At 59.5% G+C, this 21,872-nt stretch carries 21 protein-coding genes and 1 pseudogene; 5 read left to right on the top strand and 17 right to left on the bottom strand.

The genetic code is table 11. From position 1 onward, the window contains the following. Window positions 1–59: 59 nt before the first annotated feature. Entirely contained in the window at window positions 60–2,351 is a 2,292-nt protein-coding gene (locus tag RGCCGE502_RS16930) for a relaxase/mobilization nuclease domain-containing protein (RefSeq protein ID WP_016555404.1), read from the bottom strand. Continuing rightward, window positions 2,351–2,755 (bottom strand): plasmid mobilization protein, encoded by a 405-nt coding sequence (locus RGCCGE502_RS16925; protein ID WP_071224920.1) that lies wholly within the window; start codon window positions 2,753–2,755, stop codon window positions 2,351–2,353. Before RGCCGE502_RS16925 ends, RGCCGE502_RS16930 begins: the two co-directional genes overlap by 1 nt. 450 nt (window positions 2,756–3,205) lie before the next feature. Between RGCCGE502_RS16925 and RGCCGE502_RS16920 the strand changes: the two genes are divergently transcribed. Beyond that, window positions 3,206–3,820: a ParA family protein gene (locus RGCCGE502_RS16920; protein ID WP_016555402.1), complete on the top strand. Its 615-nt coding sequence runs from the start codon at window positions 3,206–3,208 to the stop codon at window positions 3,818–3,820. A gap of 91 nt (window positions 3,821–3,911) precedes the next feature. Further along, on the top strand, window positions 3,912–4,310 hold the full coding sequence (locus RGCCGE502_RS16915; protein WP_016555401.1) for a hypothetical protein: 399 nt from the start codon (window positions 3,912–3,914) through the stop codon (window positions 4,308–4,310). A 184-nt stretch (window positions 4,311–4,494) separates the two neighbouring features. Here the strand turns inward: RGCCGE502_RS16915 and RGCCGE502_RS16910 are convergent, their stop codons facing one another. After that, window positions 4,495–5,562 (bottom strand): IS110 family RNA-guided transposase, encoded by a 1,068-nt coding sequence (locus RGCCGE502_RS16910; protein ID WP_016555400.1) that lies wholly within the window; start codon window positions 5,560–5,562, stop codon window positions 4,495–4,497. On the opposite strand from RGCCGE502_RS16910, the pseudogene RGCCGE502_RS37985 reads away from it, so the two are divergent. Beyond that, window positions 5,561–6,105, top strand: a pseudogene (locus tag RGCCGE502_RS37985) (DUF1173 family protein). The gene RGCCGE502_RS16910 and the pseudogene RGCCGE502_RS37985 overlap by 2 nt on opposite strands. A gap of 191 nt (window positions 6,106–6,296) precedes the next feature. Here the strand turns inward: RGCCGE502_RS37985 and RGCCGE502_RS16900 are convergent. The 14 genes from RGCCGE502_RS16900 to RGCCGE502_RS37980 all read right to left on the bottom strand — a co-directional run bounded on the left by RGCCGE502_RS16900 (window position 6,297) and on the right by RGCCGE502_RS37980 (window position 19,709). After that, complete coding sequence (locus RGCCGE502_RS16900) at window positions 6,297–6,608, bottom strand: DUF736 domain-containing protein (protein ID WP_016555397.1); 312 nt, start codon at window positions 6,606–6,608, stop codon at window positions 6,297–6,299. Window positions 6,609–7,340: 732 nt separating this feature from the next. After that, window positions 7,341–9,347 (bottom strand): type IV secretory system conjugative DNA transfer family protein, encoded by a 2,007-nt coding sequence (locus RGCCGE502_RS16890; protein ID WP_019280050.1) that lies wholly within the window; start codon window positions 9,345–9,347, stop codon window positions 7,341–7,343. Further along, window positions 9,344–10,369: a P-type DNA transfer ATPase VirB11 gene (virB11, locus tag RGCCGE502_RS16885; RefSeq protein ID WP_016555394.1), complete on the bottom strand. Its 1,026-nt coding sequence runs from the start codon at window positions 10,367–10,369 to the stop codon at window positions 9,344–9,346. Before virB11 ends, RGCCGE502_RS16890 begins: the two co-directional genes overlap by 4 nt. Beyond that, on the bottom strand, window positions 10,335–11,549 hold the full coding sequence (virB10, locus tag RGCCGE502_RS16880) for a type IV secretion system protein VirB10 (protein WP_016555393.1): 1,215 nt from the start codon (window positions 11,547–11,549) through the stop codon (window positions 10,335–10,337). The genes virB11 and virB10 overlap by 35 nt, the downstream gene beginning before the upstream one ends. Continuing rightward, the gene (locus tag RGCCGE502_RS16875) at window positions 11,549–12,361 is read right to left on the bottom strand and encodes a TrbG/VirB9 family P-type conjugative transfer protein (protein ID WP_016555392.1); all 813 of its coding nucleotides are present in this window, start codon (window positions 12,359–12,361) and stop codon (window positions 11,549–11,551) included. The genes virB10 and RGCCGE502_RS16875 overlap by 1 nt, the downstream gene beginning before the upstream one ends. Further along, window positions 12,358–13,050: a VirB8 family type IV secretion system protein gene (locus RGCCGE502_RS16870; protein WP_016555391.1), complete on the bottom strand. Its 693-nt coding sequence runs from the start codon at window positions 13,048–13,050 to the stop codon at window positions 12,358–12,360. Before RGCCGE502_RS16870 ends, RGCCGE502_RS16875 begins: the two co-directional genes overlap by 4 nt. Window positions 13,051–13,073: 23 nt before the next feature. Further along, the gene (locus tag RGCCGE502_RS16865; RefSeq protein WP_016555390.1) at window positions 13,074–14,102 is read right to left on the bottom strand and encodes a TrbL/VirB6 family protein; all 1,029 of its coding nucleotides are present in this window, start codon (window positions 14,100–14,102) and stop codon (window positions 13,074–13,076) included. Further along, window positions 14,102–14,320, bottom strand: a complete 219-nt coding sequence (locus tag RGCCGE502_RS16860) for a hypothetical protein (RefSeq protein ID WP_016555389.1) — start codon at window positions 14,318–14,320, stop codon at window positions 14,102–14,104. Before RGCCGE502_RS16860 ends, RGCCGE502_RS16865 begins: the two co-directional genes overlap by 1 nt. A 1-nt stretch (window position 14,321) precedes the next feature. Next, window positions 14,322–15,023 carry a type IV secretion system protein gene (locus RGCCGE502_RS16855; protein WP_016555388.1) on the bottom strand — a complete coding sequence of 234 codons (702 nt, stop codon included), beginning with the start codon at window positions 15,021–15,023 and terminating at the stop codon, window positions 14,322–14,324. 14 nt (window positions 15,024–15,037) lie between these two features. Continuing rightward, window positions 15,038–16,141 (bottom strand): lytic transglycosylase domain-containing protein, encoded by a 1,104-nt coding sequence (locus RGCCGE502_RS16850; RefSeq protein WP_016555387.1) that lies wholly within the window; start codon window positions 16,139–16,141, stop codon window positions 15,038–15,040. After that, a complete protein-coding gene (locus RGCCGE502_RS16845; RefSeq protein WP_016555386.1) occupies window positions 16,138–18,552 on the bottom strand; it encodes a VirB4 family type IV secretion/conjugal transfer ATPase in 2,415 nt (804 codons plus the stop codon). Before RGCCGE502_RS16845 ends, RGCCGE502_RS16850 begins: the two co-directional genes overlap by 4 nt. A gap of 3 nt (window positions 18,553–18,555) precedes the next feature. Next, the gene (locus RGCCGE502_RS16840) at window positions 18,556–18,855 is read right to left on the bottom strand and encodes a VirB3 family type IV secretion system protein (RefSeq protein ID WP_016555385.1); all 300 of its coding nucleotides are present in this window, start codon (window positions 18,853–18,855) and stop codon (window positions 18,556–18,558) included. Window positions 18,856–18,858: 3 nt separating this feature from the next. Further along, window positions 18,859–19,197, bottom strand: coding sequence for a TrbC/VirB2 family type IV secretion system protein (locus RGCCGE502_RS16835; RefSeq protein WP_016555384.1), 339 nt, complete (start codon window positions 19,195–19,197; stop codon window positions 18,859–18,861). A 17-nt stretch (window positions 19,198–19,214) separates the two neighbouring features. Next, window positions 19,215–19,709, bottom strand: a complete 495-nt coding sequence (locus RGCCGE502_RS37980) for a lytic transglycosylase domain-containing protein (RefSeq protein WP_016555383.1) — start codon at window positions 19,707–19,709, stop codon at window positions 19,215–19,217. A gap of 555 nt (window positions 19,710–20,264) precedes the next feature. Between RGCCGE502_RS37980 and RGCCGE502_RS16825 the strand changes: the two genes are divergently transcribed. Next, a complete protein-coding gene (locus tag RGCCGE502_RS16825) occupies window positions 20,265–20,837 on the top strand; it encodes a hypothetical protein (RefSeq protein WP_040674837.1) in 573 nt (190 codons plus the stop codon). Next, window positions 20,834–21,577 (top strand): thermonuclease family protein, encoded by a 744-nt coding sequence (locus RGCCGE502_RS16820; RefSeq protein WP_016555381.1) that lies wholly within the window; start codon window positions 20,834–20,836, stop codon window positions 21,575–21,577. The genes RGCCGE502_RS16825 and RGCCGE502_RS16820 overlap by 4 nt, the downstream gene beginning before the upstream one ends. The last annotated feature ends 295 nt before the right edge of the window (window positions 21,578–21,872 follow it).

Raw genomic sequence — 21,872 nt, 5'->3', positions numbered from 1 at the left:
ACCTTTTACGCGAATGTTGCCATTGATACAATCAAAAGCGGCAACGCGAGATGCCGCAGCTAGCGGTCGTATTCGTCATCCTCACGCCGCTCACGGTCTTGCCCGTCCATTCGCTGCCCGTGCTCCTCGGTGGGATCGGGATGGGCAACGTGGTCTAATCCCCTGGCATTCTCTGCCGGTGAGCGACGGCGTTCCTCCGCACCATTCGCAGTCCTATCGGCATGATCCCTGAAGGGTGAGGCGGCCTGGGATTCCATCGCCGGCCCACTCGGGGCTTTGGTTCTGTCACGGGAGCGTTCGGCCCGTTCGATCTCAAGCCGCAACTCCTCGTCGCTTTCAGCGGCTTCCCAAATGACGTCGTTGCCATCGACACAAAGTGCTGCCGCGCTTGCGAGCGCAAGGTGGAGGCTCGCACTCAGCGATCGTTTCTCGGGGTGGTCTCCGCCTTCGGTGCCGGCAAGCTTTTCTCGATAGTGATCGATTTCCGCGAGGATGCGGTTGGCGACCTCGACAGCTTGGAATCCATGGCGCGCGACAGCCTCGTCCCGGCTGTTGGCATCGTCGCGCCGCTGTTCTGGCCTGTTCTGTGGCGATCGATCAGGTGTTCGTTCCGCCTGCTCCACGATTTCGCGGCGCACGCCGACATGTTCACGCGCGGCAGCGGCAATCTCCTGGAAGAGATCGCGCTGCTCTTCCTGCATCAGGCGTTCAGCGCGAGACAGACTTGCCTCCACCCTTTGCTCGTACGCGTCGAATTCGGATCGTGTCATCACTTTCATGGAACCGACCTCCGCCAGTCTTGATAGGGAGAGAAGAACAGTCCGCAATTGATCTTGGGACTGATCAGCGCTTTGCCGGCCGAGTGTTTTCGGTTCGCGACGCCCGAGCGCTGTCTCCAGACGCGCAACCTGCCGATCGGCGAAGGCCCGAATGTCAGGGTCGGCATTGCCGCGGGCGAGCTCCGACCATTGCATGTGAACGCCGCGGCTATACGCGAGGCTTGCAGCCGTTCTGGCCATGGTGGGAACCTCGCGCCGCTTGTCTTGGTATCGCCGCCGCCCATGTGCCGAGGTTCCCTCATGCTCGGTTCGACCGTCATGACTGATCGGGCGCACCTGGCTTTGGTTGAAGGCTGGCGCGCTTGCCTGCTCACGACGATCCGTCATCTCCATGCGAATGCCGTGGGCCCGTGCATGTTCCGCCAGGCTTTCGCGCCAGCGCCGGAACGATGCGATTGACGTTTCGACGCGCTCGCCATCCTCGGATTGCATGGCAACTATCGCGTGGACGTGCACGTGGGGTCGCTTGCCGCCTTCCAATTCGCCCTTTGGATCTCGGGCCGGATCGTGAAGGGAAAAGACATAGCGGTGGTGCCGGAATTCTGCTGCCAGGAACTCCCGGGCTGCCGAGCGAAACGCCTCGGCATCGGTTCCTGATCTCGCCGACATCACAAGATGCATGACATCCCGGGGTTTGCGACTATGAAGCTCCCCGCGCCACTGCAGTTGCACGAGTTCGCCGGCCCTTTTGGCATCGGCAATCGTTTCGCCGCGGTCGGTCATGACGGCACCCGCGGAGTCCTCCACCAGCTGGCGCAGCCTGGCCGCGCCATAGTCGACGCCGTTGCCGTAACCGGTAAAGCGGAACTGGACGTCTTCGGCAGACGCCCCGCCTTGCTCAGCCATGCGGCGCTGAATGATCTCCTCTGCCTTGGCGTCGGCACTCAGCCGCTCGCCGCTGCGATCGCGCAATACCACCACGCCGTCGATGCGGTACTGTCCCTGCCGCTCGCTCACTGCGAAGGCGAACGACCGGTCGCCGAGCGCCGAGGCAACAAATTCCCCCGCCCACACATCCAGCGCCTGCTTATCGCCGGGTTGGCTGGCGACATCGATGCGAAAGCAGCCGATGTCTCGGCTTTCGGCACGATTGGCCATCACTGGCGCCCAGTCGTCCGCAAGTGCGGCCAGCGCCTCGCGACCCTGCATCCTATCGCCTTGCTGGTTCTCCATCACAAGCTCGCCATCGCGGGAGATGTAGTTGGCCATCGCCCCCAGACGTCGACCGCCGGCAAACGACGCCATCTTGACCACAGCCGGCTGACTGCCGCCGGCTAGTGCTGTAAAGCGCGTTGCCATCGGCCGAGGCGCCGGCGAATGTCGTGCCAGGCTCTGCCGACCGCGTGTCTTCGACCTCAACGCCTGGTGGACCAGGCTATCGTCATCAAGGATACCGCGCCGGCGCAGCCTTTCCTCTTCGTCTTTGGTCTTCCTGCCGGCCAGTCGCTCATGCAGATAGGCAGCTCTGCGCTGTTCCCATTCCTCGGTAAAGGCGCCGAGAAAGATCTCCATCAATCGCGCTCCCTGATCTTCCGTCCCGGTCGGGCCGCAAGTCGTCGAAGCTCAAGCTTGAGCCCGACGAGAAGGAGCTGGAGATCGCTTAGCACGATGGCGATATCAGGCGAGACGTTGTGCTGCTTAGAAAGCCGAACCAGATCGTTCAGGTTCACACCGATTGTCCTGAGGTCATGGTGAAGCGGTTCGAAAACGGCCCGATCCTCCTCGGTGAGAAACGGAAGAACGTCAGCGCCATCAAGTGCCAGCGATCGAATAAAGGCCGACAATGTCATGCCGGCGTGCCTCGCGGCACGCTGCGCCGCGATCCATTCCGTGGAGGCGAAGCGAGTGTGCACGACGCATTCCCTGCGCTCGCGCTGACGGCTTACCGTCGATGTTGCCTGTCTGACTTGAGCCACTGTCGTAACCCTGAGCTAACAGCCGCAGGCGCCCATCGACGGCCTGTCCGTCGATCGTCAGCAAATTTGTATCACAAATTTACGTATCCTGCCAAACCAATATAGACCATTTTGGTTCGAATTTGCAACCCGTAAGTGAATTGCTGACCCACGGCGTGGAGGCGAGCCAGCGTAATGGGAAAAGTAATATCTCGCCATCACACGACTGGGTCGTGTGAACACATGATAGTTCGACTTAGCAAGAAAGTATTACGCTACGCCAGAGGCATAGCGTACCTTCACATTCTGCGGACAAGTGTCCACATCTCGCCATCGTGAGCCATGACCGATCCGGGGATGCCCACAATGCGGCAGCTCATCCCCCATCCAGGTTTACACAAGGGTCGACTAGACGGATCCGGAAAACGAACTATAATGGTTCAAATTCTGCGGTGTCTGGCGGAGCTAGTGATGTCCCTGATCTATGCGGTCGTAAGCAACAAGGGTGGCGCTGGAAAGACAACATTGGCGACACTTCTCGCCGGCGAATATGCGCTCGGCCAGCAGCGTGTGCTGATGGTCGATGCCGATGGCCGGCAGAACCTTGCCGGCTGGTGGAAGCTGTGCCACGCCAAAGGGCACGTGCCAGACAATATCGAGGTTACCACTGCGGCCACGCAGAGGGCGGTCGCCGAGACCATAGATCGATACCGCGACACTTTCGATCGGGTCGTGATTGATGCCCCGGGTGTCGATAGTGTGTTGCAGACGACGATCATCCGCTCCTCCGACCTGGTGCTGTCACCGGTTCAGCCAGGGATCAAGGAGATCGAAGCCGCCGGGCAGACAGTCGCCGAAGTCAACGCCATCAATGATCGGTTTGGACTGTCGGTCCTCCACATGAACGTGCGCACCAGAATTACCCTGCCCGGCCGAAGCCTGGCAGCCTATCGCTTCATTCGTCCCTTCGTCGCGGGCCTCATCGAGGCCAATTATCAGACCATGCTGCTGCAGACGGAGCTGGTCGAGCGCAACGTCTACCGTGACATCCAGAATGGCCTTGGAACGCTGCAATGCAGGAACTGACCGAGAGCGTGCGCAAGGCGCGCCTGGAGGTGAAGGCCCTGGTCCAGGAAATTGAGCTGAGGCGGGTCGCAGCATCGGATGAGGTGACAACTTGAGCAAACAACCGATCGACATTGAGCAGTTCTCGCTTGCCACGCGCCGCAAGTCGGAAAGTGGCATGACCTTGATAGATGCCAAGGCCGCTGCTCGGTTGGCTGACGATGCCACGATGCAGCCAGCGACGGCAAACGCTGCAGCAACATTGCCCCGTCTTTCCGAGGAGGAGCGCCGCCGCCGCGCGGCAAAACTCGCCGGCGACCAGCAGGAAGCGCGACGGCGGCTAAAGAACCTGAAGCGGGCAAAGGAGCGGGCGCTACGCTCTTACGTCAACGTGCCGCTCGAACAGGCGGTCAAGGAGAGGCTGATGCGCGCAGCTCATGAGAACGACGTGAAGATGACAGTGATCCTGCAGGCGGCCATCGACATCTATCTACAAGACAATGGCTATTGAGCGCTACTATCGAAGGCCGCCGGTCGATCCGGCGTGCTTCGATCAGCAAGGGGCAAAGCCGCCTCAGAACGGCGGCTCGCCGTCTATGCGGCCGTCGAGTTCGGCCCAGATGACTTCGCGTTCGGCAAGTGCCAGTTCGAGTTCGGCCTCGATCGTGTTGCGCTCCGGGCTCGCTAAACGACGATCAGGACAGCCGGGATATCGTCGACGCCCCTTCCGTGGTGCTGGTGTCGCGCGGCTCGTAGGCGCGCTGGTCACGCAGGATCTGGAAGGCGATCGTCAGAAGCTTGCGCGCGACCGCAACACGCGCCTTGTTCACTCCTCTGAACTTCAGATGCTCGTATTGGGCGCGAAGCTGCGCATCGCTGGCGATGGCGGGGCTGACGGCTTCGACAAAAGCCCAGCGCAGCCACTTGTTGCCCTGCTTGATGATCTTGCCATGAAAGGTTTTGCCGCCGCTCGAATAGATCGAGGGCACAAGCCCGGCATAGGCGGCAAGCTTCTTCGGGTTGGGAAAGCGGGATATATCGTCAATCTCCGCGTCGATCAGCCGGGCGAAGAACTCGCCGATGCCGGGGATCGTCTTCAACAGCTTGACGTTGGCATTGGCCTTGGTCATCGCCCGGATCGTTGCTTCCGATTGCTTGATCCGCACGTCAATGTCGCCGATGAAGTCGAGGCCACGGTCGATCTGGATGCGGTCGATCTCTGAGACGTTGACCTGCGCTAGCTGGATGCGGCCGGCCCTGCCGAACAAATCGCCAAGCTTCTTCAATTGTGCCGTCTGCTCCGGATAGCGATCAAACACCGTGACGATGCGGTTCTTCGTCATCGTGCGCAGCCGCACGTAAAACATCCGCTCGCGGAGCGCGACGCGAAGGTCCCGCGATCTCTCACTTGGCGCCCAGGCCTCGGGTACCAGGTCGGCCCGCAGCAAATGTGCCAGCACCGTCGCATCGATCTTGTCGGTCTTGATCTTGGCGTCGGCAATCGCCTTGACCTTCCATGGATGGGCGAGAACGACATCATCACAAATGTCGTCGAGCCAGTCATACATCACCATCCAGTTGCGCGTCGCCTCGACCACGGCAGGCGAATTCTCGCGGTAGCGCTCGAGAAACCCACCGAGCGACTGGCGATCGTTCTTCACCCGGCCCGATCTCAGCGTCTTGCCGCTGCTGTCCTGCACCACCAGATGGCTGTAGGATTTGTGGTAGTCGACGCCGATATGATAATCATAAGAGGCAGTCATGCTTCCAACTCCCTTGTTGAGATCTTCGAAACCCCAACAGGATAAGCCGAAAGGCTGGAAGCGTGACTGTCCCTCGATCATCACCTGCAAGACTTCGCATTTGATGATGATCGCGACAATTGCGAGCGGAGCCGCCGGCGTCGTTACCGTCAACGAAATCGCACTGATGAGCGTGAGCGAACAATGGCTGCCGATCGAGAGTGCTACGAGCGACTGCTCGTCGAAAGGCTCGCCCGCCTGCGAACGAAATCAGTAACGGGTTTGCGTTTTGATCTTGCGCGCGATCAGCCTTTCGCCAATGCGACTTTGCCGGAGATGAAGCCGCAGCGGGTCGCGCTTTATATCGTGCAAGCCGTCGGCCGACGAGGCATTCGAAGCGTCGCTTCGGGATATGGTGATCGCCCGATCCGACCAGTCGGCATGGATCTGGCGAGTTGCAGATGGCGAGATGCCGCTGCTGCCGCTGCAAAGCCGGGGATGAATGCCGTTGGCGAAACCCAACATCATCACCGATCGAAACGGGTATCACCGCAGCGCTTGTGAAATGTTACCAACGTCGCTGCCTGGGTTCTCGCACCTGCAAGGCAAAGCAGGTAGCCGAGCGCGAGGCCGGCGAGACCCGACGATCGAGCCGCCGCCAATTGGGCGGCGTTCGCGAGGCCAAGTTGAACGGCTGGCGCAACAGGTGACACGGGGAAAGCCCCGCCTGATCAGGCGGGGCTCGATTCAGCGGCTTATCTGCGGGCGTTGCGCGACCAGATGAGCTGCAGTCCTTCCTGACCCTGGACTTCGGCAAGGGTCGCATAGATCGGTGCTGCAAACGAGGGGTCGTCCAGCTTGACCGAGATGTAGTCGCGTTCGCTGTCGCGGGCCTGTTTTTGCCACCCGGCGCCGAACTCGACAGTTCCGGCAAGCACCCGGAAGTCCGGGGCGTCTTCCGACGAGCGTTCAACGCGAACGATCTTGGCTTTGACATTGAGGTTGAGGGTCTTGATCGTGCCGGTGAAGCCGTCGCTGGAGGCGGTGAAAGAACCGATGGTTGCCATTGCTGTATTCCTTCTGTTGATCGGGCCGCGCCCATCGCGTCCTCGATGGCTGTCGATGAGACCGAAGACGGGCGGCGCGCATCTTCAAAGACCGCAACGAAGTGGAGGACGGCCTGGTCGAGGCTTTCTTGTCATCGCGAGGAATGCCGGCCCTGGCCGGCAGGGGAAGAAAAACGAGCCGGCCGTTGCGCCAGGCCGAACGAGCCGAGCACAGCGAGGCGGTCTTGGGTCAGACAAGCCTCATCGAGAACGCGCTGGAGCGACCTGTCAAACGGGGCGGACAGCCAAGCAATCACCGCGAACCGCCCGAACGATGCCTTCTCCGCTCGATCCATCCGGCCGTGGTTCCAAGGCCTGGTAGTCCTGCCTCAACGCTCGGGCAGTACCAGGTCAGCAGGTTGTTGCCGCTTTGTCGCGCTGGCGCTGCGGCAAGGACAGGATCCGGGTGACGCCGCACTGCCTTGGCCAGCAAGTGACGGCCGCTGTTCGTGCCGATAAGCACGATGCCATGGCTGGAGCCGCGGTGGTGGGCCACGCTGCTCGTTTTGCACAACCGCCTGTTCGAACGTGCGACGTGGCCGGCAAGATCACGGGCGTGGCTCTCCAAGGTCCTTGATAGAATGCGCAAGGTGCAGTCACCGACATGTCAGTCTGTTAGTCGTCCGTCCGAGGGCTTGTGGTGCCCTTGAGGAAAAAAGGCAGCAACAATCGGCGGCAGTCTTTTGGGCGATTTCAGCTTGCTCCGTCGGCGGATTCGAGACCGACATCGGCGGGATCCGGCACCGTATTTGCCAGGATATCCCGAATGCTCACGCGTTGCTCTGTTGTAAGAGCGGTGTCCCGAAGAGCTCTTGCTACCTTGGCGTTAAGGTTCGATGCGGTCACGGAAAGTCGTGCTTCGGATCCGGGGCCGCTTGCAGTCGCGACGGAACGAGACCGTGCCGTAGCAACGGACGTATCGTGGTTGACTGGTTCTGCGGTGCCGACGCGCGCCGGCATGGGTTCGACCACTGTCGGGACTTGCCCTTGCTGGAGCCCCGTCACCGGCTCTTCTGGATGTACCAGCATATCCGGCACGGACGAGGCCAATGGCAACTCGATTTCAGGTATCTCGACGCTGGCCTGGAGCCTACGCGCCGCAGCGCTTTTGAACGGCTCGACCGCGTGGTAGCGCAGTTTGCCCGCCAGGATCGGCTTTTGACCCTCGACGAGGAGGATTGCCCGATCCTCCGGCATTTGCCGTACTTCCTGCGGCATCATCAGGTCGCGCTCGCGGATCTGTTCGACCCTGGTTCGACGGGGAAGGCCGAGGCGTTCGATCGTTCGTGTTTCCGACTGGTAGCGGATCGTCCGCTTGCCGAGCGAGCGTGAGGCGTATTCCGCCGTTGCCTGATCATTGGCACCGAGGATGAGTTGCAGGCCGCAATTGCCAAGCAGTGAGTGGCGGGCAGTCTCTCCATATATCTCGTCAATGCTTTTCAGATCCTGGACGATGAACGCCATCTTGATGTTGTAGCCTGCGATATAGGGGAGCTTGTTGAGAACCTCGTCCATCCGCTTCAGCTGCCGGAATTCGTCGAGCAGGAAATAGACCGGCACGGCATTCGGATCATGGTGACGTGTCAAGAGATCCATCAGCTGCTGCACGAAGAGGGTCAGCAACGGTCGAAGGATGGTCATGTCGGTGATGCTGGGTGAAAGATAGATCGTCACCGGCCGGCGTTGCAGGGAAGCGATGTTGATGTCGGTGACGGCGGTGGCCGCGACAACCCGTTCGTTACGGAACGGCGCCAGCGCCTTTTGTATATCAAGGAGAGCGGAGCGTGCCGCCCGCTCGTTGAGCGCGATATAGGCGTTGAAGCTCGCGAGCGTGAAGAAGGAGAGATCCTTGTCTTTCTCCTTCAGCGATTTCATCAGGAGCTGCAGGTCCTCGCCGGTATTGAAAAAGGCGTTGACCTCGCCGAGATTGCGCCGGTTACGATAATGCCGGCTCTCCAGGACATAGCTGATGACGCCGGCAATCACCTGCTGGGCCAGTCCCTGCCAGACGGCATTATCTGATCCGGCAGACTCCGGGATCAGGATTGCCGCCATGTTCTGGATGTCGATGGTTCTCTCGCCGCGATCGGAACGCACGAAATCGAGCGGGTTCCAGCGGTGAGTTCGTGATGCACCTGGCGAAAACAGAAAGACCTGGTTGCCTCTTGCCTTCCGGTAGGCGGAGGTGTGCTCGAATATTTCGCCTTTCAGGTCTGACACGATCATCGACCCTTCGAACATCAGGGCATTCGGGATCACGTAGCCTACGCCCTTTCCGGAGCGGGTCGGCCCAATGATCAGGTGGTGACGGTCGTCCTTGCGACGAAGGATGCGCCTGCCCAGTCTGCCGAAAATATGGCCATCGCGGCCAAGCCAGCCGGCGCGTCTGAGTGAGGCGGCGTCCTGGAAGGCCGCGTCACCAAGCGGGTTTGCTGGTCGGCGCAGCCCGAAGGCTAGGGCAGACGCCCCTGCGGCAATTGACGGAAGCAATGCGGCCAGGGCGACGAACTGCAACGACCTGTTTTCTGCATAGGCAAAAAACTGACGAAAGGGGGCAAGCGGGTCCGTTGTCGTCATCAGCCTAAGGATCCGCCCATCCCTCCAGACGATTTGCAGGATAAGACTATAGCCCAGCATCCAGGTCGCGAGTGCGATCAGAAGGCAGAAACAGGAGTACGCTATGAGGTAGGGGCGGCTCATGCCGACTGCCGCGCATAATGGATTTCGGAGACGCCACGACGACCCCCGTCGCGCCTGAGGTGGATGACGATCGGGATGACCATGCGAATATAGGACATCAGATCCTGCCTGGAGTAACCGGACGTCATGCCCGCCTGCATCATCATCATCGCGAGTTGCTCATAAGCACCCGTTGGCGTATCGGCATGCACGGTCGACATACTGCCGGGATGACCGGTATTGATGGCGCGAAGGAACGCGAATGCCTCGGTCCCGCGGATTTCGCCGACAAACAACCGGTCAGGCCGCATGCGCAGTGCTGCCTCGAGCAGCGACTGGATCGTCACCTGAGCGGTGCCCTGATCGCCGCGGGAGGCGAGAAGATGGACGCGATTGCGCTGCGGGGGAAAAAGCTCGCGTGTGTCCTCGATCGTCAGGATGCGTTCGTTTTTGTCCACTGATTTCAAACAGGCATTCAGGAAGGTGGTCTTTCCGGTCGAAGTGCCGCCGCTGATCAGAATGGAGACGCGGCGCAAGATTGCCGTTTCGATAAAGTCGTGGATGGAGCCGGTCTGAAGCAGCGCCGCCAGGTGCTGTTCGGTCTCGCTCGGACCACCGACGGTAACGGCGACCTTGTCCAACCCGCCGCTGTCACGATAGTCAGCGAGGCTGAGGTCGTTGATGACCTGCTTTCTGATCGAGAGCGCTCCGCCGTCGGGGGCTGCCGGCGGCAATATGATCTGGATCCGTTCGCCGGAAGGCAACGCTGCACTCAACATCGGATTGGCGCGGCTGATGAACTGGTTGCTGGCAGCTGCAACGCGCTCTCCGATATGCTCGATCTGCGCGGCCGTCAGTGCGGGGATCGCATGGTGTTCCATTGCCGAGGCGCCGATACGCTCGACGAACACCTCGCCAGGACGGTTGAGAGAGATCTCCATGATGCATGGATCGCCAAGAAAGTCCGCCAGCGGCGACAGCGCACGGCGCAGGAAGTAGTGTGGGTCGCTACCGGAAACGGTTCTGATCGAGGCCTCGTTCACGCCTGATCTCCTTCAATGCTTCCTCGACCGGATCTGGATACATTGCGGAAAAATCGAGGTCCTGGCGGACGTAGACAAAGATGCGCTCGCCCTGGTGGACGCTGATCGTCGGTGGGATCTTGAGGTTTTCGGAAAGCGCCTGATTGGCCATATCGGAAAATGTCTGCGCGATTGTCTGCCGCGCTAGATCGGCAGCCTCGCCGGACCGGGAGTACCCATCGCTGCCGGTAGAGAACTGGTTGCTGCCATATCCGGTCAGATAGGACGACCCTGCACCGACGATCGAGAGCAGGATCGCGGAGCCGAAGCGCTCGCGCCATTTGTTTTCGACGCGGCCGGTAAGGCCGGAACGCCCGAGGCCGTCGGCTCCTATGCTGTTCAAGCGCACCGAGACCCCGTCATCGCGCAGTAACCGCGTCCAGATCACGAAAATCCGCTTTTGCCCGCGCGTGATGTCCGACTGATATTCGCCGATCAGACGCGTGCCGGTCGGGATCAGAACCCGGCGACCGTCGAAGGAATAGACATCTTCAGATGTAATGGCACGGATCTGGCCAGGAAGATCGCTGTTTACAGCGGTCTCCAGAATGCCAGGGATCAGCGTTCCCTCGGGGATCAGGGCATCGATGCGGGAAATCTGGCGAGCCTTTGCCGACCTGTCGGCGATTGCAGACGCTGCTGCGAGGTATTTGCTGTTGCGATCCTCGCCGGCAACGATTGCGCCGCCGGCCTCGCTGGCGTTCACCGATGTTGCCTCTGCCGTTCCCGCGATGTCGGCAACGATCTGCTTTGACCGGTATCGTTCTGGAAAGACATCCGGAGCCGGGTCGACAGGCGCGGCTGCAGGCGGCGAAGGGACGTTGAACTCGCTCGCCTCGGGTTGGGGTTGGGGTGGAGGCGGCTCGGGGATCTGGATGATGTTGTCGGCAGGCGGTGTTTCCTGCTTGGTTTCCTCGCGCAGGAACGACGGTGGTCTGAAGGTCGTGGTGGAAAACTCCTCGTCTCCCTCCAGGACATTTTGAGAGGGTTTTTGCGGCGAAAGAGCGAAGACATAGGCAAGGGCTGCTCCTGCAATCACAAGGGCAGTGCCGCCAAGCATCCGCTTCTTCCGGACTTGCGCGTCACGGACTTCGGCTTCATCGGCCGCAAGCATTGCTTCCAGTTCCGGCGAACGCTGCATCAGTTGCCGCTCCTTCGACGCATGCTTGCCTTGCCATCAAGGGAGGGTCCAAGGATTGCCGGATCCGGCGCACCGAAATCCGGTCTTTCGAGATTGAAGATGCAGGTCCAGTCATTGCCATCGCGCAGCGTGTACTGGATCGCCGTGCCGTCAACGACGAGATAGTCTGCTTCGCGACGAGCGTTGCGAAGCGTCTCGCTGAAATCGCTGTTGACGGCAAAGATTGCCGGCACCTTGGCACCGAACCTGAAAAAGGTCTTCTTGCCGTCATCAAAGACCATCAGTGGCTTCAGGCCGGGGTTGCCGGAGAATGAATAGTTGATATTGACGTTTTCCTTGTCGATGCCTGAAATGTTCGGATAGGAGGCCCGCGCCTCGGCCTCTTTCCGGAGCGACCTGTTCAGGTCCTGGTCCGGGTAGACAAAGCGGATGCCGAAAACCTGTCTCTTGTCCTCGGGCGCGAAGTCGTTGAGTTCGAGATAATAGATCCGTTTCGTCGTCACGACGTTGAGGTTGGTCGAAACATTCCTTGCCTTCGGCTTGACGAAGAGAATACTACCCTTGTCCGTCGGCACCACGTCCCAGCTTTCGGTGTCGCCGACAGCTATGGTCTCGAACTTCTCGTCCTCATCGAAGATGATCATTGTCGAAATCCCGTAGGTGGCCGAGACCCGCACGACGTTTTCTGGCTGGTAGACGACACGGGTCACACGTGGATCAAGCCGGCCGGCGGATGGTGTCTCGGCACCTGCAACCGGCAAGGCCTGTGCGAGAACTGCGACTGCCGCGGCAACCATTGCGTAGCCTCTCACTGGTTATTCTCCGTCACGGTTTCCTGGTCGCGCCGGTAGTCGTAGACCTGAAAGCCGAGCGGGTTTTCAAAGCGCCATTCATTGGTCGCCGGTGTGTCGGTGTATCGATAGCGCACCACGGCAATCCAATGGCGGGTGATGGTATCCGTGTCGGAAATTTCACTTGTGGCGAAACGGACAATGCCGGTCGAGCTGTTCGGAAACGTCACCGATGCAATTTCGGTCGTCACCTTCCTGTTCTTACCAAAAACCCTGGCCGGATTCTTCGCATTGGCGGCGCTATAAAGCTCCTGCAGCTCGCGCGCGGCATTGCCGGTCGAAAGCAATGCGGCAACCCCGAAATTCTCTTCGATCGCGTAGGGATCGTAACCCTCGCGGGCGCGGATGTAGCGAACGATGTTGGCCTGAGTGATTGCCTGTTTGTCGGTGAGACTGGCTGGCCGCGTCAGCCCAGTCTTGACTTCGACATAGCCGGTATTCCTGTCGACCTCGACGATGTAAGGCTCGAAGCTCTTGAGTGGAACGAGCAGGACGAGCGCCGAAAGCGCGAGCACCGTAATGCCCGCGAAGACCGAGGTCACCAGCCAGGCAAGCGTTCGCGACCGCTTCGCCTTCTTGACGATCTCCTGTTCCCAAATGTCACCGCTCTGGTAATAGGTACGAAGATCAAGTTCCCTTTTGTCAGTCATCGTTCAAGCTCTTTTGTGATCGTTCAGCCGGGAAGACCCTGCCTGGAAATTTTCGTTTGCATGGCGTTGCGCGCACCGGAAGCAGCGGGATTATTTTCGCTCGTCCTGAAGCGGCTCGAGAGTGACCGGCCGGCGCGATAGGCGCGCCTGGCGCCGCCTGTCGTTGCACCTGCTGCGTTAATCGGAAGTCGCAACCCAAGCAGTGCCGAAGTCCTTGTCGCGGCGCTCCCGACGCCATAGGCGATACCGCCTGCGATCCCTTGCCCGATCGACTGGATGTAAAGCATGACAAATCCGCCGGCGAGACTAAGAAGCAGGAAGCCCGCAATGTCGGGAAGTGTCAGCGTCCGGGAATTGCTCGCTGCATTGATCTTCGTCAGCTCCGGATCCATTGCAGCAATGAGGAAGGCAGCAATGACGTAGATGAAGAGCGGGATCAGCGCATAGGTCAGCACCTGATTGAACCAGCCCATGCCGTAGGCCCGCGTCCGGTCAAACAGCAGGCAGGCGATGAAGATCGGAGCGGTGCCGATCAGGACCCAGAGCATGACCTTGGCAAGGATGAGGATGGCAAGCGCTATGGCGATGAAGATGCCAGCACCCGTCATGATCAGGATACCGATCATGCTCGGCAGGATGGAAAAATAGCCAGACTGTTCGGCAAACACCGATGCTGCTTCATTGGCGGTGTTCCAGATCTGCGACAGACCGTTTGTCGGCTCGGTAATTCCCGTGCCTGAGGCAGCCAGAATGGCGCGACCGGCATCTTCCGGGGTGTCGCTGAGCCAGCGATAGAAGAGATTGTCGAAATTTGCCCAGGAGCTGACAAGGGTGAGGATCAGCATCATCCTGACGAGCCTGCCAATGACCTCGCCGACGGAAAGTCGTGACGTGCCCATGACGAGCTGCAGACCGTACCAGGCGACATAGGCCATGAACATGACGCGAAGGAGCGGCATCAGTTCATCGCCGACGACAGTATAGGCCTGCGCAGAAAAGCTTGATCCTGTCTCTTCGATGCGCTGAAGAAGGTCGCCGAGGAAGTCCTGCATTACAGGCTGTCCTTCCGGGCGGGATCGACAATGCCGATCGCGTCAAACGCGGCCACCGGATCGTTGACGCGGTGCATGGCGCCGCAATCGCTTCTTGGATCGGGGGCATAGGCAAGCGGACTTGGCCGTTTGCACGGAGCGGACTTTTCCCTTGCGCTGCCGCAGCCAGTCAGGAAAACAGCACAGGCTGCGGCAGTGATCAAAAGCTTTTGGATCATTCTACTTGCCGTAGGTCAGAAGTTTCTTGGTATTCGAAATGTCGGTAAGCCGGCGCTGGTTTTCGGCCTGCAACGATGACACGGCGCCATTCATCACCCCGATCATTTCGTTGAGGGTCAGCCCGGATTGCACCTGCAACTGGGTATTCTGGTCGATCGATCCCTTGATGTCCTCGGCCGCACCGATTTGCGCCCCGGCATTTCGAAACGCATTGCGGCGCGTCTCGATTGCCGTTTGGGAACCATTGATAAGGGCTGAGACGCCAAGCACCGTGTTGACGAGCTGCTCATAGGATTTGTCGCCGGAAAAGGCGCTTTCATCCTTTCCCGAGAGGTTCTTGACCAACTGCAGCCCGTTGACGAAGGTTGTTGCTGCTCTCGCGACATCACCGTTCAACGATCCGAAGTTCGGTGCCCCCTGCCTGAGGATACCGTCAAGGGAGGGAATGGATGAAGCACTAAAGCCGTTGCCAATGGCGAGATCCTTCAGCGTAGCTGCAGTGCTGGCGCGATCTCCGGTGACCGCCTTCAACGTGTCCTGAACGGTCGTCAGAATGTTCTTGTTGGTATCGAGGATCTTGTCCGTGGTCTCGGCGGTCTGTTTCGCCACCTGGTAGTTGGTCCTGTCAATGACCGGCACGTCGGCAAGGGCGGCCGGAGCCGTGGCAAGCAGGAGGCAAACGGCTACAAGTTCATGTCTCATTGCATCTTCTCCCGTCATTGAGGGTGCAGCATGAGCTGCACCTGTTTCCCATCGCTTCGTTTCTCGACGCAGGCTTTGGCCTCGTCGCTCCAGAACAGATCTTGGCGCGGATCACACAGTTGGATGGTGTCGTGGGATTGCCGGATTCGGTCGGTTGATGATGACCGCGAGGAGCCCGAGAGGCTGGCCGAGGATACGGCGTTGCGGGAATTGATCAGCTCGGCCATTGCGGTCGTCAGCTTGATGACGTTGTTCATCATCTCGAGGTTGGCGTTGCGCGCCACGGAATTGTGATCGAAGCTTTCCTGCACCGTTCCTGGTGTTGTCGCGCCAAGCTGCTTGTACCAGCTCGCTACGTCGCCAAGACTTGCCGATGTTGAGGCAGTCATGCCCATGGCAAGAAGGGTGGAGGAGCGCATGTTGGTGAAGGCGGTTTCGCCTCCACCAAAGTTCAGAGGGATCGCCGTTTTGTCCGAGCCGCCAAACGCGGGGAGCCATGCCTTTGTGATGAGAGCGACATAGCCTTGTGTTTCCTTGAACGGAGGAATGCCGCCGTATTTGCTGACATTGCCTGGCCCCGAATTATAGGCGGCAAGCGCCAGGTTGACGTTGCCGCCAAAACTCTGGAGTTGGTTCCTGTAGTAGCGCGCGCCACCACGCAGGTTCTCCTCGATGTTGTTGATATCGACGCCAAGGGCTGCCGCGGTTTCGGGCATGAGTTGAGCAAGGCCAGTCGCGCCTGCTGCTGATCGGGCACACGGGTTAAAGCGGCTTTCCTGGTAGACCAGCGCGAGAAACTGGTTCTCGTCCACATCTTCCTCACGCGCGATACGACGAACGAGGCCAACGATTTCAGGATTTGCCTCAGCTGCGCCCACCGGATCGTTGCGGCGTGCCGGCCGATACATGGAGCATGTTACCGAGGAATTGATGATATGGCGATTTTGCTCGATCTCTTCGAGATCGCCGGTTACCCGCTCGCGATGCTGACGCAGGCCAAGCGCCGAACGATCGACCGTCGGCACATCGGCCTTGGCAACGTCGGGTGCGGCAACGAAGCCTGCCGCCGCAAAGGTGATCACTGCCAAGGGCGATCTTGATGCAGGGGAGGCACTCATGGCTGATCCTCCCAGCCACAGAAGCGGGCAAGCCAGGCTGCCGGATCGCTGCCAAGCTCAGTGCGCAGGCGCTCGCATTCCTCGATGGTTTCCTTGCGACCGGATAAGACCTTGACGAGGTCCTGCATCAGGATGAGGTCGAGCCGCGCAATGACGCTGTCATTGCCGTGCTTGATCAGGAACGTGCGCTTTTCCGGCGCGGTGGTGCGGATAAAATTGAATTCCTTCGCCGTCAGACCGAAGCGGTGGACATAGCTTTCTTCGTCGGCGCGCGGGTTGGGAAAATGGATCGTGGTCGCGGACTGCTCGATCAGTGTGTGGGCAGCTGGCGAGCGCACGATATCGGCGGCTGATTGCGTGCCGAAGCCGACGATCCCGTTCAGCTTACGGATGGTCTTCATCTTGTCGACGATGAAGTCACAAAAGGTCTGATCCCTCAACAGACGCCAGCCTTCGTCCATGAATATCATGACCGGGGTGCCATCGAAGAGTTCTTCGAGGCGGTGATGAATGTACATCAGTGCCGGTGTGCGCACCTCGTCGTTGTCCAGAATGCTTGTCATGTCGAAACCAAAGATCCGGCGGTCGCTGAACGACAGGACATCGTGGGGGGCATTGAAGAGCCAGGCCTTTTCGCCATCGATCCACGGACGAAGCCTGGCATGAAGATCGTTCTGCTCGGCACGAGATCGGCCGGTCAGAAGTCCGGCAAGGTTCGGCAGGGTTCGCTCAGTCGCAGGCTCGGCCATGAGCCGCACGATGGCACGCTCCAGAGTGTCTTCTTCCTGCTGGTCGAATATCGCATCATGACGCTTGCGAAGCATCGCCTTCAGCAGCCGAAGCAGGAATTCCCGGTTTTGACCGGTATTTTCAAGCTGCAGCGGATTAAAGCCTGCGGGTGTTCCCGGCGACAGGATCTCATAGGCACCATTCATCGCCCGAATGAAGATCTCTGCGCCTCGATCCTTGTCGAAGAAGACGGCTCGAGGCGTGGGCCTGACCCGGAAAGCCTGTGCCATCAAAAATGTCAGGGCCACGGTCTTGCCCGAACCGGTCGGTCCGGTGACCAGGAAATGGCCGGTATCACGCTGGTGGAAGTTGAACCAGTAGGGCGTCTGGCTGGTGGTCTCCAGGATGGTGATCGGACGGCCCCAATGCACGCCCAGTTTCTTGCCAGAAGCAAAGTTGTGCATCGAGGAAAGCCCGGTGAAATTGGCGCTCGAGAGCAATGCGCGGCGGGCGATATAGGCGTGATTGCCTGGCAACTGCGCCCAGAAGGATGCCTCAAGGTTCAGGTCCTCGCGTAGCCAGTTGATGTTCATGTCTGTCAGGCAGGCGCCGAGATCTGCGACGGACCTGTTGACTCCCGTCACGTCGCGCGACAGGCATAGCAGCGAGAGATGATGGAAACCGAATACGGCCTCCTGGTTCAGCAGACTGTTCAAGGCGAAATCGACATCGGTCTCGACATCGCTGCCGGCCTCGTCGGATGCGCTGATCTGCCGCTTCAGCCTTGTGATCCTCTCCTGGGCAATGGGTTTGTCGACCAGCGTGAAGGACTGGGTAAGGATGAACTCGTGGTTTACCTGCAATAGACCGTCGAGCATCCCAGGGCCGGTAAAAGGCGGATACTCCTTGATGGAGAGCAGGGCGCCGAAGCGGTCGTCCTCTCTGGTCGCGCCCTGTGCCTGCATCGTGCGTGTGGAAAAATGCAGCCGTGATGTTCCAAGGTAGGTTGCAAGACCGATGCGCGGGAGTCGCATCATGCGCGGGACACCGCAGGTCAGAAGCGTATTCAGGAAGGCAGCCGGTTCTGAATAGGGCTCGCCATCAATGCTGGAGATACCAAGGATTGTGGCGCCGTATTTGCCGAGATCGCGTACGATATTGCCGATAAGCTCTTCCAATTCGCCAACCGCTTCGCGAAGGTTCTCGTCCTCCGACTTGCGGCCGGACGATCGCATAAGAAGACGACGGGCGCGCGCACCGAGCGCCAGTGCGCCACGTGTGCCGGACCGCAAAACGGTGAGATAGAGCTCGTTGGTGAACATGCGTTTGCCGGCAAGTGAGGCGGCATAGCGCCGGTCGAGCTGTGCAAGGAACGGATCTTCAAACTCGCCATCAAGCGCGGTATCAAGCCGTCGGCGGACGACCGTCGACCAAAGGGAGAACCGGCTTGACCCAAGCGCGCGGATCAAGGTGTTCTGGACGAGCGCGCGCATGTTGATCTCAGCCTGATCCTCCGTCTGGAAGAAGAGGCCGTCCAGCTTGATCGTGCTCATCAGGGCGCCGTCCTCCAGGCTGACGATCGTGTCCGCCACATGCCTGACGTAGGGGATATGGTGAGCCATTGGTCGTTCGCGTTGGCGGACGGAACCGAAGGCGAGCTCTTGGCTGATGACGGCAAGCATGGGTTATGGTCCATAGGAGTTGGAAGCCCAGAACGTCCTGTTCGGCGTTCTTGGAGTGAGACGGGTTGTGATCTGCAGCACATCGAGGGCGCGTGGATCCCGACTGCACAGTGTGAACAGAACAGCAAAGGCAATCGGCGCGGTCGCCAGCGCCCATATTTCGTTGCTTATCAGCCAGGCGATGATTGTCAGGCCAATGACGATGACCACCGCCATGTAAGGAACACCCCACAGCGTTGGCGAGCGTGTCAGACCGATCACCAAAGGGGTCAGGTGAGGCTTGTCGTCTTCTGTCATAGCCATGGCTTAGTTCCCGACGGTCGATATCAATTGATCGACGATGGCAGGCGCCCCAAAGACGAGACCGATGCCAAGGACGACAGCACCGGCGGTGAACCAGCTGAGACGCCCGGCAAAGGCGAGGAAGCCGAGGCCAATGACGGCGATGATGGCAACGAGCCGACCGAAGGGACCGGTGATGAAGTCGACGACCGCCTGCACCACGGTCTGCAGGGGAGCAAACGCCTGATTGGTCGCTTGCGCCAGCGCAACGTCTGCAAAGGTCAACTGGACCAGGACAACTGCACAGGTGATGGCCATAACTCGCGTCAGGGTCTTTTGAAGATGAGACACGACGTGCTTCATAAGCTTCTCCTTCTGGTTCAGAACTGCATGACCCCGCCTTTGAATTGCGGTGGACGAGCGCCAATGACCGTGCGGCCGACGACATCGGTTTCCCGGCGGGAACCGCGCTTTGTTGGCTCGGTAGAAAAGGTGAGACCGAGTTGGTGGTTGATCACGGAGGCCACATAACGGACGGTCTCCGGATAGGCTGGGATCCCACCATTGTCGTGGATGGCCTTTGCACCAGCGTTGTATGCGGCAGCAGCAATGATCGGATTTCTGAACTCGTCGAGAAGCGCGCGCAGGTGGCGCATCCCGCCATCGATATTCTGGACGGGGTCGCAAACGTCGACGACGTTGAGGAGCCTTGCGGTTTCAGGCATCAGTTGCATTGGCCCGCGGGCACCCCTTGGACTGTTGCGAACCCTGTCAAAGCGGCTTTCAGTCCAGGCGATAGCGAGCGCCAAGTCAGGATTCACCTCGTATCTGCGGGCACGATCAATCACCAGCGCCTTGACGTCTTCAACAGACATCGATGGTGGGCCACAGGGTGCGGGGGCGGGGGACGGAGCCCGAGTATGAACTGTTTCGGTTCGGCCCGTGTCTACCGTTATATCTTGATTTTCAATCGAAGGATTGACGTGAGCGGCAGAGGAGATCGAACCAATATGGTTTGGAAGGGGAGAGGCTGATAGGTGGTCGATTGCGGCGGTTGCCATGCCCGTCGGAATTTGAGTGGCCGGCTCCTCTGTCTCGGTAACGGCAACGACTCCAGGTGCCGCTTGTTGCTTGACGTCACCTGCGGCGCCCACATTATCAGCGGCATTGGCATGTTGCGACCAGCCCGTGACGGATTGCAGAGATGCGAGTGTAACCCCAATAAGGATCCAGCTTTTGCGTGGCACTAAACTACCTCCGCGTTTAATGTAAAATGAAAACATATCAAAAATTGCTGCTTGTCAATCCCGAAAACAAACTGTTATAGTTTGCAAACTGACTTCCAAAGGGCTGGCCTGATGTGCAATAGGGATTGGATGGGACGAGCGGTTTTGGTTCATCAATCGAAAACCTTGGCGCTGGTGGCTGTGATGCTTGCGGTTCCATCGCAGGTCCTAGCTGCGGCCCCGGTCGACCGCGCCTACATCAAGTCACTTGCGGCTCCTGGAAAGACAGTTCTTGTGATCGAGTATTACGACGGAGCCAACACCGTCGTGGCTCGCAAGGGATATGCATCTGCCACCGGTTTTCGTGCCCTTTCTGCCGTTGACGTTCGCCTCGATAGCGAAACGACCTTGCACCTCTACGGCGTAGAGCCGTGCGAAGGAGAGATGGTAAACCAGCGGGAGGGGTTTTCGGGCAGCTGCTCGGACTTCGGGCAGCAGCATCTCCAGGTTCATCTGAAGTCGCCGAAGGTGATTCTCTGCCGGGCTTTTGTTTCGGAAGAAAACGCGCCGCAGCAGGACGTGACCTGCTTCGGCTATTATTACTTCCCCGGTGTGCTTGAAAGCGTCGACAATTTCGAGGAACAGCTGCTTTCTATCGGCGCGCTCAGACTGGCAAAGAAGCAGGACGGCTCCCCGATGCGGCCGGATCTTGTGGAGGCCGAAAAGATTGGACGTCTCGGCTATGGAATGTGGGCCGATCCGAGGACGCGGCCATGACAGTCGCGAATTGTTTTGAAGACATCACGAGTTGCGCCTTCGGCGCTATGTGGAACGCAACGGTGTCGCCACTAAGGGTGGTCGGCTTGATGGTGGTCGTTACCATCACCACCGCGACTACCTCTCGCAGCGCAGACGCGATCAATTCACCGCCATGGTCGTCGCGCAAGCATTCGGGCTCGCTCGAACTCGCCGGCAGGGCATCCGTCATCGATGGGCGCACGCTGCTCTTTCCCGAGCATGGACTAAGGGTAACGCTCGCGGGCGTCGACGGGTGCGACCTTCCGCAATGGGCATTCAATGGCGACGTGCGTGACGCAGCTGGCGATCGCCTCAAACCTGTGCCCTGCGGTGCCTTCGCAAAAGCCTGGCTGAAGAGGTCGATTGGAGCCCACCGCGTCGAATGCCGGATCGGGGGGAGAGGATATCTTCGCACCGGACGTTGTCGTGCCGGGGGTCGTGACCTTGCTTTCGAGCTTTTAAGGGTTGGCTGGGCAAGAGTTGCGCCTGGGAACACCGCCGTTGCCACATACCGGCTGGCGCAAAGCCGGGCCATGGACGCGCGTTATGGCATGTGGGGGACGTATGTCCTCGACATGAACGAGTGGCGGCAGAAGGCCATTGATCGTACGCCCAGCCGACGACCTGTCGCCGATTATAATTTACTGCGCCAACGACGCGCTGAGATTTCGCCGCCATTTGTTGATGCCAAGCGATCACCGAAACGCACCGACCGTTAATCGTTTACCGGAGACCGTTGACATGAAGTCTGTCCTCCTTGCTCTTTCCGTTCTAATGCTGTCGACCGCCGTGAACCATGCAACAGCCGATGAATGGGGCTGCGAAGTCCTTCTTTGCGCTGCCTCGTCCGATCCGTCCTGGCATGGCATTGCAGAATGCCGTCCCCCCATGAGCCGGTTGATTTCGGCCATGAAAAGGCCGGGCTTTTCCTGGCCGATATGTCCGGAAGGCGGCGCTGGCAAACCGGGTTTCGAGAAGTTTGACGATTGTCCACCAGGCTGGTCCCCAGCAGCT

Source organism: Rhizobium grahamii CCGE 502, from assembly GCF_000298315.2.
Taxonomy (GTDB): domain Bacteria; phylum Pseudomonadota; class Alphaproteobacteria; order Rhizobiales; family Rhizobiaceae; genus Rhizobium; species Rhizobium grahamii.
Note: the sequence above shows the minus strand (reverse complement) of the source record. Positions and strands in the feature narration are given on the sequence as shown.

Excerpts from the sequence above, each read along its gene's own strand:
- virB10 (WP_016555393.1), bottom strand. The coding sequence starts at position 11,549 with ATGCAGCGTTCGCCGGAACTGGAAGCAATGCTTGCGGCCGATGAAGCC.
- RGCCGE502_RS16930 (WP_016555404.1), bottom strand. The coding sequence starts at position 2,351 with ATGGAGATCTTTCTCGGCGCCTTTACCGAGGAATGGGAACAGCGCAGA.
- RGCCGE502_RS37980 (WP_016555383.1), bottom strand. The coding sequence starts at position 19,709 with ATGTCTGTTGAAGACGTCAAGGCGCTGGTGATTGATCGTGCCCGCAGA.
- RGCCGE502_RS16870 (WP_016555391.1), bottom strand. The coding sequence starts at position 13,050 with ATGACTGACAAAAGGGAACTTGATCTTCGTACCTATTACCAGAGCGGT.
- RGCCGE502_RS16920 (WP_016555402.1), top strand. The coding sequence starts at position 3,206 with ATGTCCCTGATCTATGCGGTCGTAAGCAACAAGGGTGGCGCTGGAAAG.
- RGCCGE502_RS16825 (WP_040674837.1), top strand. The coding sequence starts at position 20,265 with ATGCTTGCGGTTCCATCGCAGGTCCTAGCTGCGGCCCCGGTCGACCGC.
- RGCCGE502_RS16900 (WP_016555397.1), bottom strand. The coding sequence starts at position 6,608 with ATGGCAACCATCGGTTCTTTCACCGCCTCCAGCGACGGCTTCACCGGC.
- RGCCGE502_RS16845 (WP_016555386.1), bottom strand. The coding sequence starts at position 18,552 with ATGCTTGCCGTCATCAGCCAAGAGCTCGCCTTCGGTTCCGTCCGCCAA.
- RGCCGE502_RS16835 (WP_016555384.1), bottom strand. The coding sequence starts at position 19,197 with ATGAAGCACGTCGTGTCTCATCTTCAAAAGACCCTGACGCGAGTTATG.
- RGCCGE502_RS16820 (WP_016555381.1), top strand. The coding sequence starts at position 20,834 with ATGACAGTCGCGAATTGTTTTGAAGACATCACGAGTTGCGCCTTCGGC.
- RGCCGE502_RS16860 (WP_016555389.1), bottom strand. The coding sequence starts at position 14,320 with ATGATCCAAAAGCTTTTGATCACTGCCGCAGCCTGTGCTGTTTTCCTG.
- RGCCGE502_RS16890 (WP_019280050.1), bottom strand. The coding sequence starts at position 9,347 with ATGAGCCGCCCCTACCTCATAGCGTACTCCTGTTTCTGCCTTCTGATC.
- RGCCGE502_RS16865 (WP_016555390.1), bottom strand. The coding sequence starts at position 14,102 with ATGCAGGACTTCCTCGGCGACCTTCTTCAGCGCATCGAAGAGACAGGA.
- RGCCGE502_RS16855 (WP_016555388.1), bottom strand. The coding sequence starts at position 15,023 with ATGAGACATGAACTTGTAGCCGTTTGCCTCCTGCTTGCCACGGCTCCG.
- RGCCGE502_RS16850 (WP_016555387.1), bottom strand. The coding sequence starts at position 16,141 with ATGAGTGCCTCCCCTGCATCAAGATCGCCCTTGGCAGTGATCACCTTT.
- RGCCGE502_RS16840 (WP_016555385.1), bottom strand. The coding sequence starts at position 18,855 with ATGGCTATGACAGAAGACGACAAGCCTCACCTGACCCCTTTGGTGATC.
- RGCCGE502_RS16910 (WP_016555400.1), bottom strand. The coding sequence starts at position 5,562 with ATGACTGCCTCTTATGATTATCATATCGGCGTCGACTACCACAAATCC.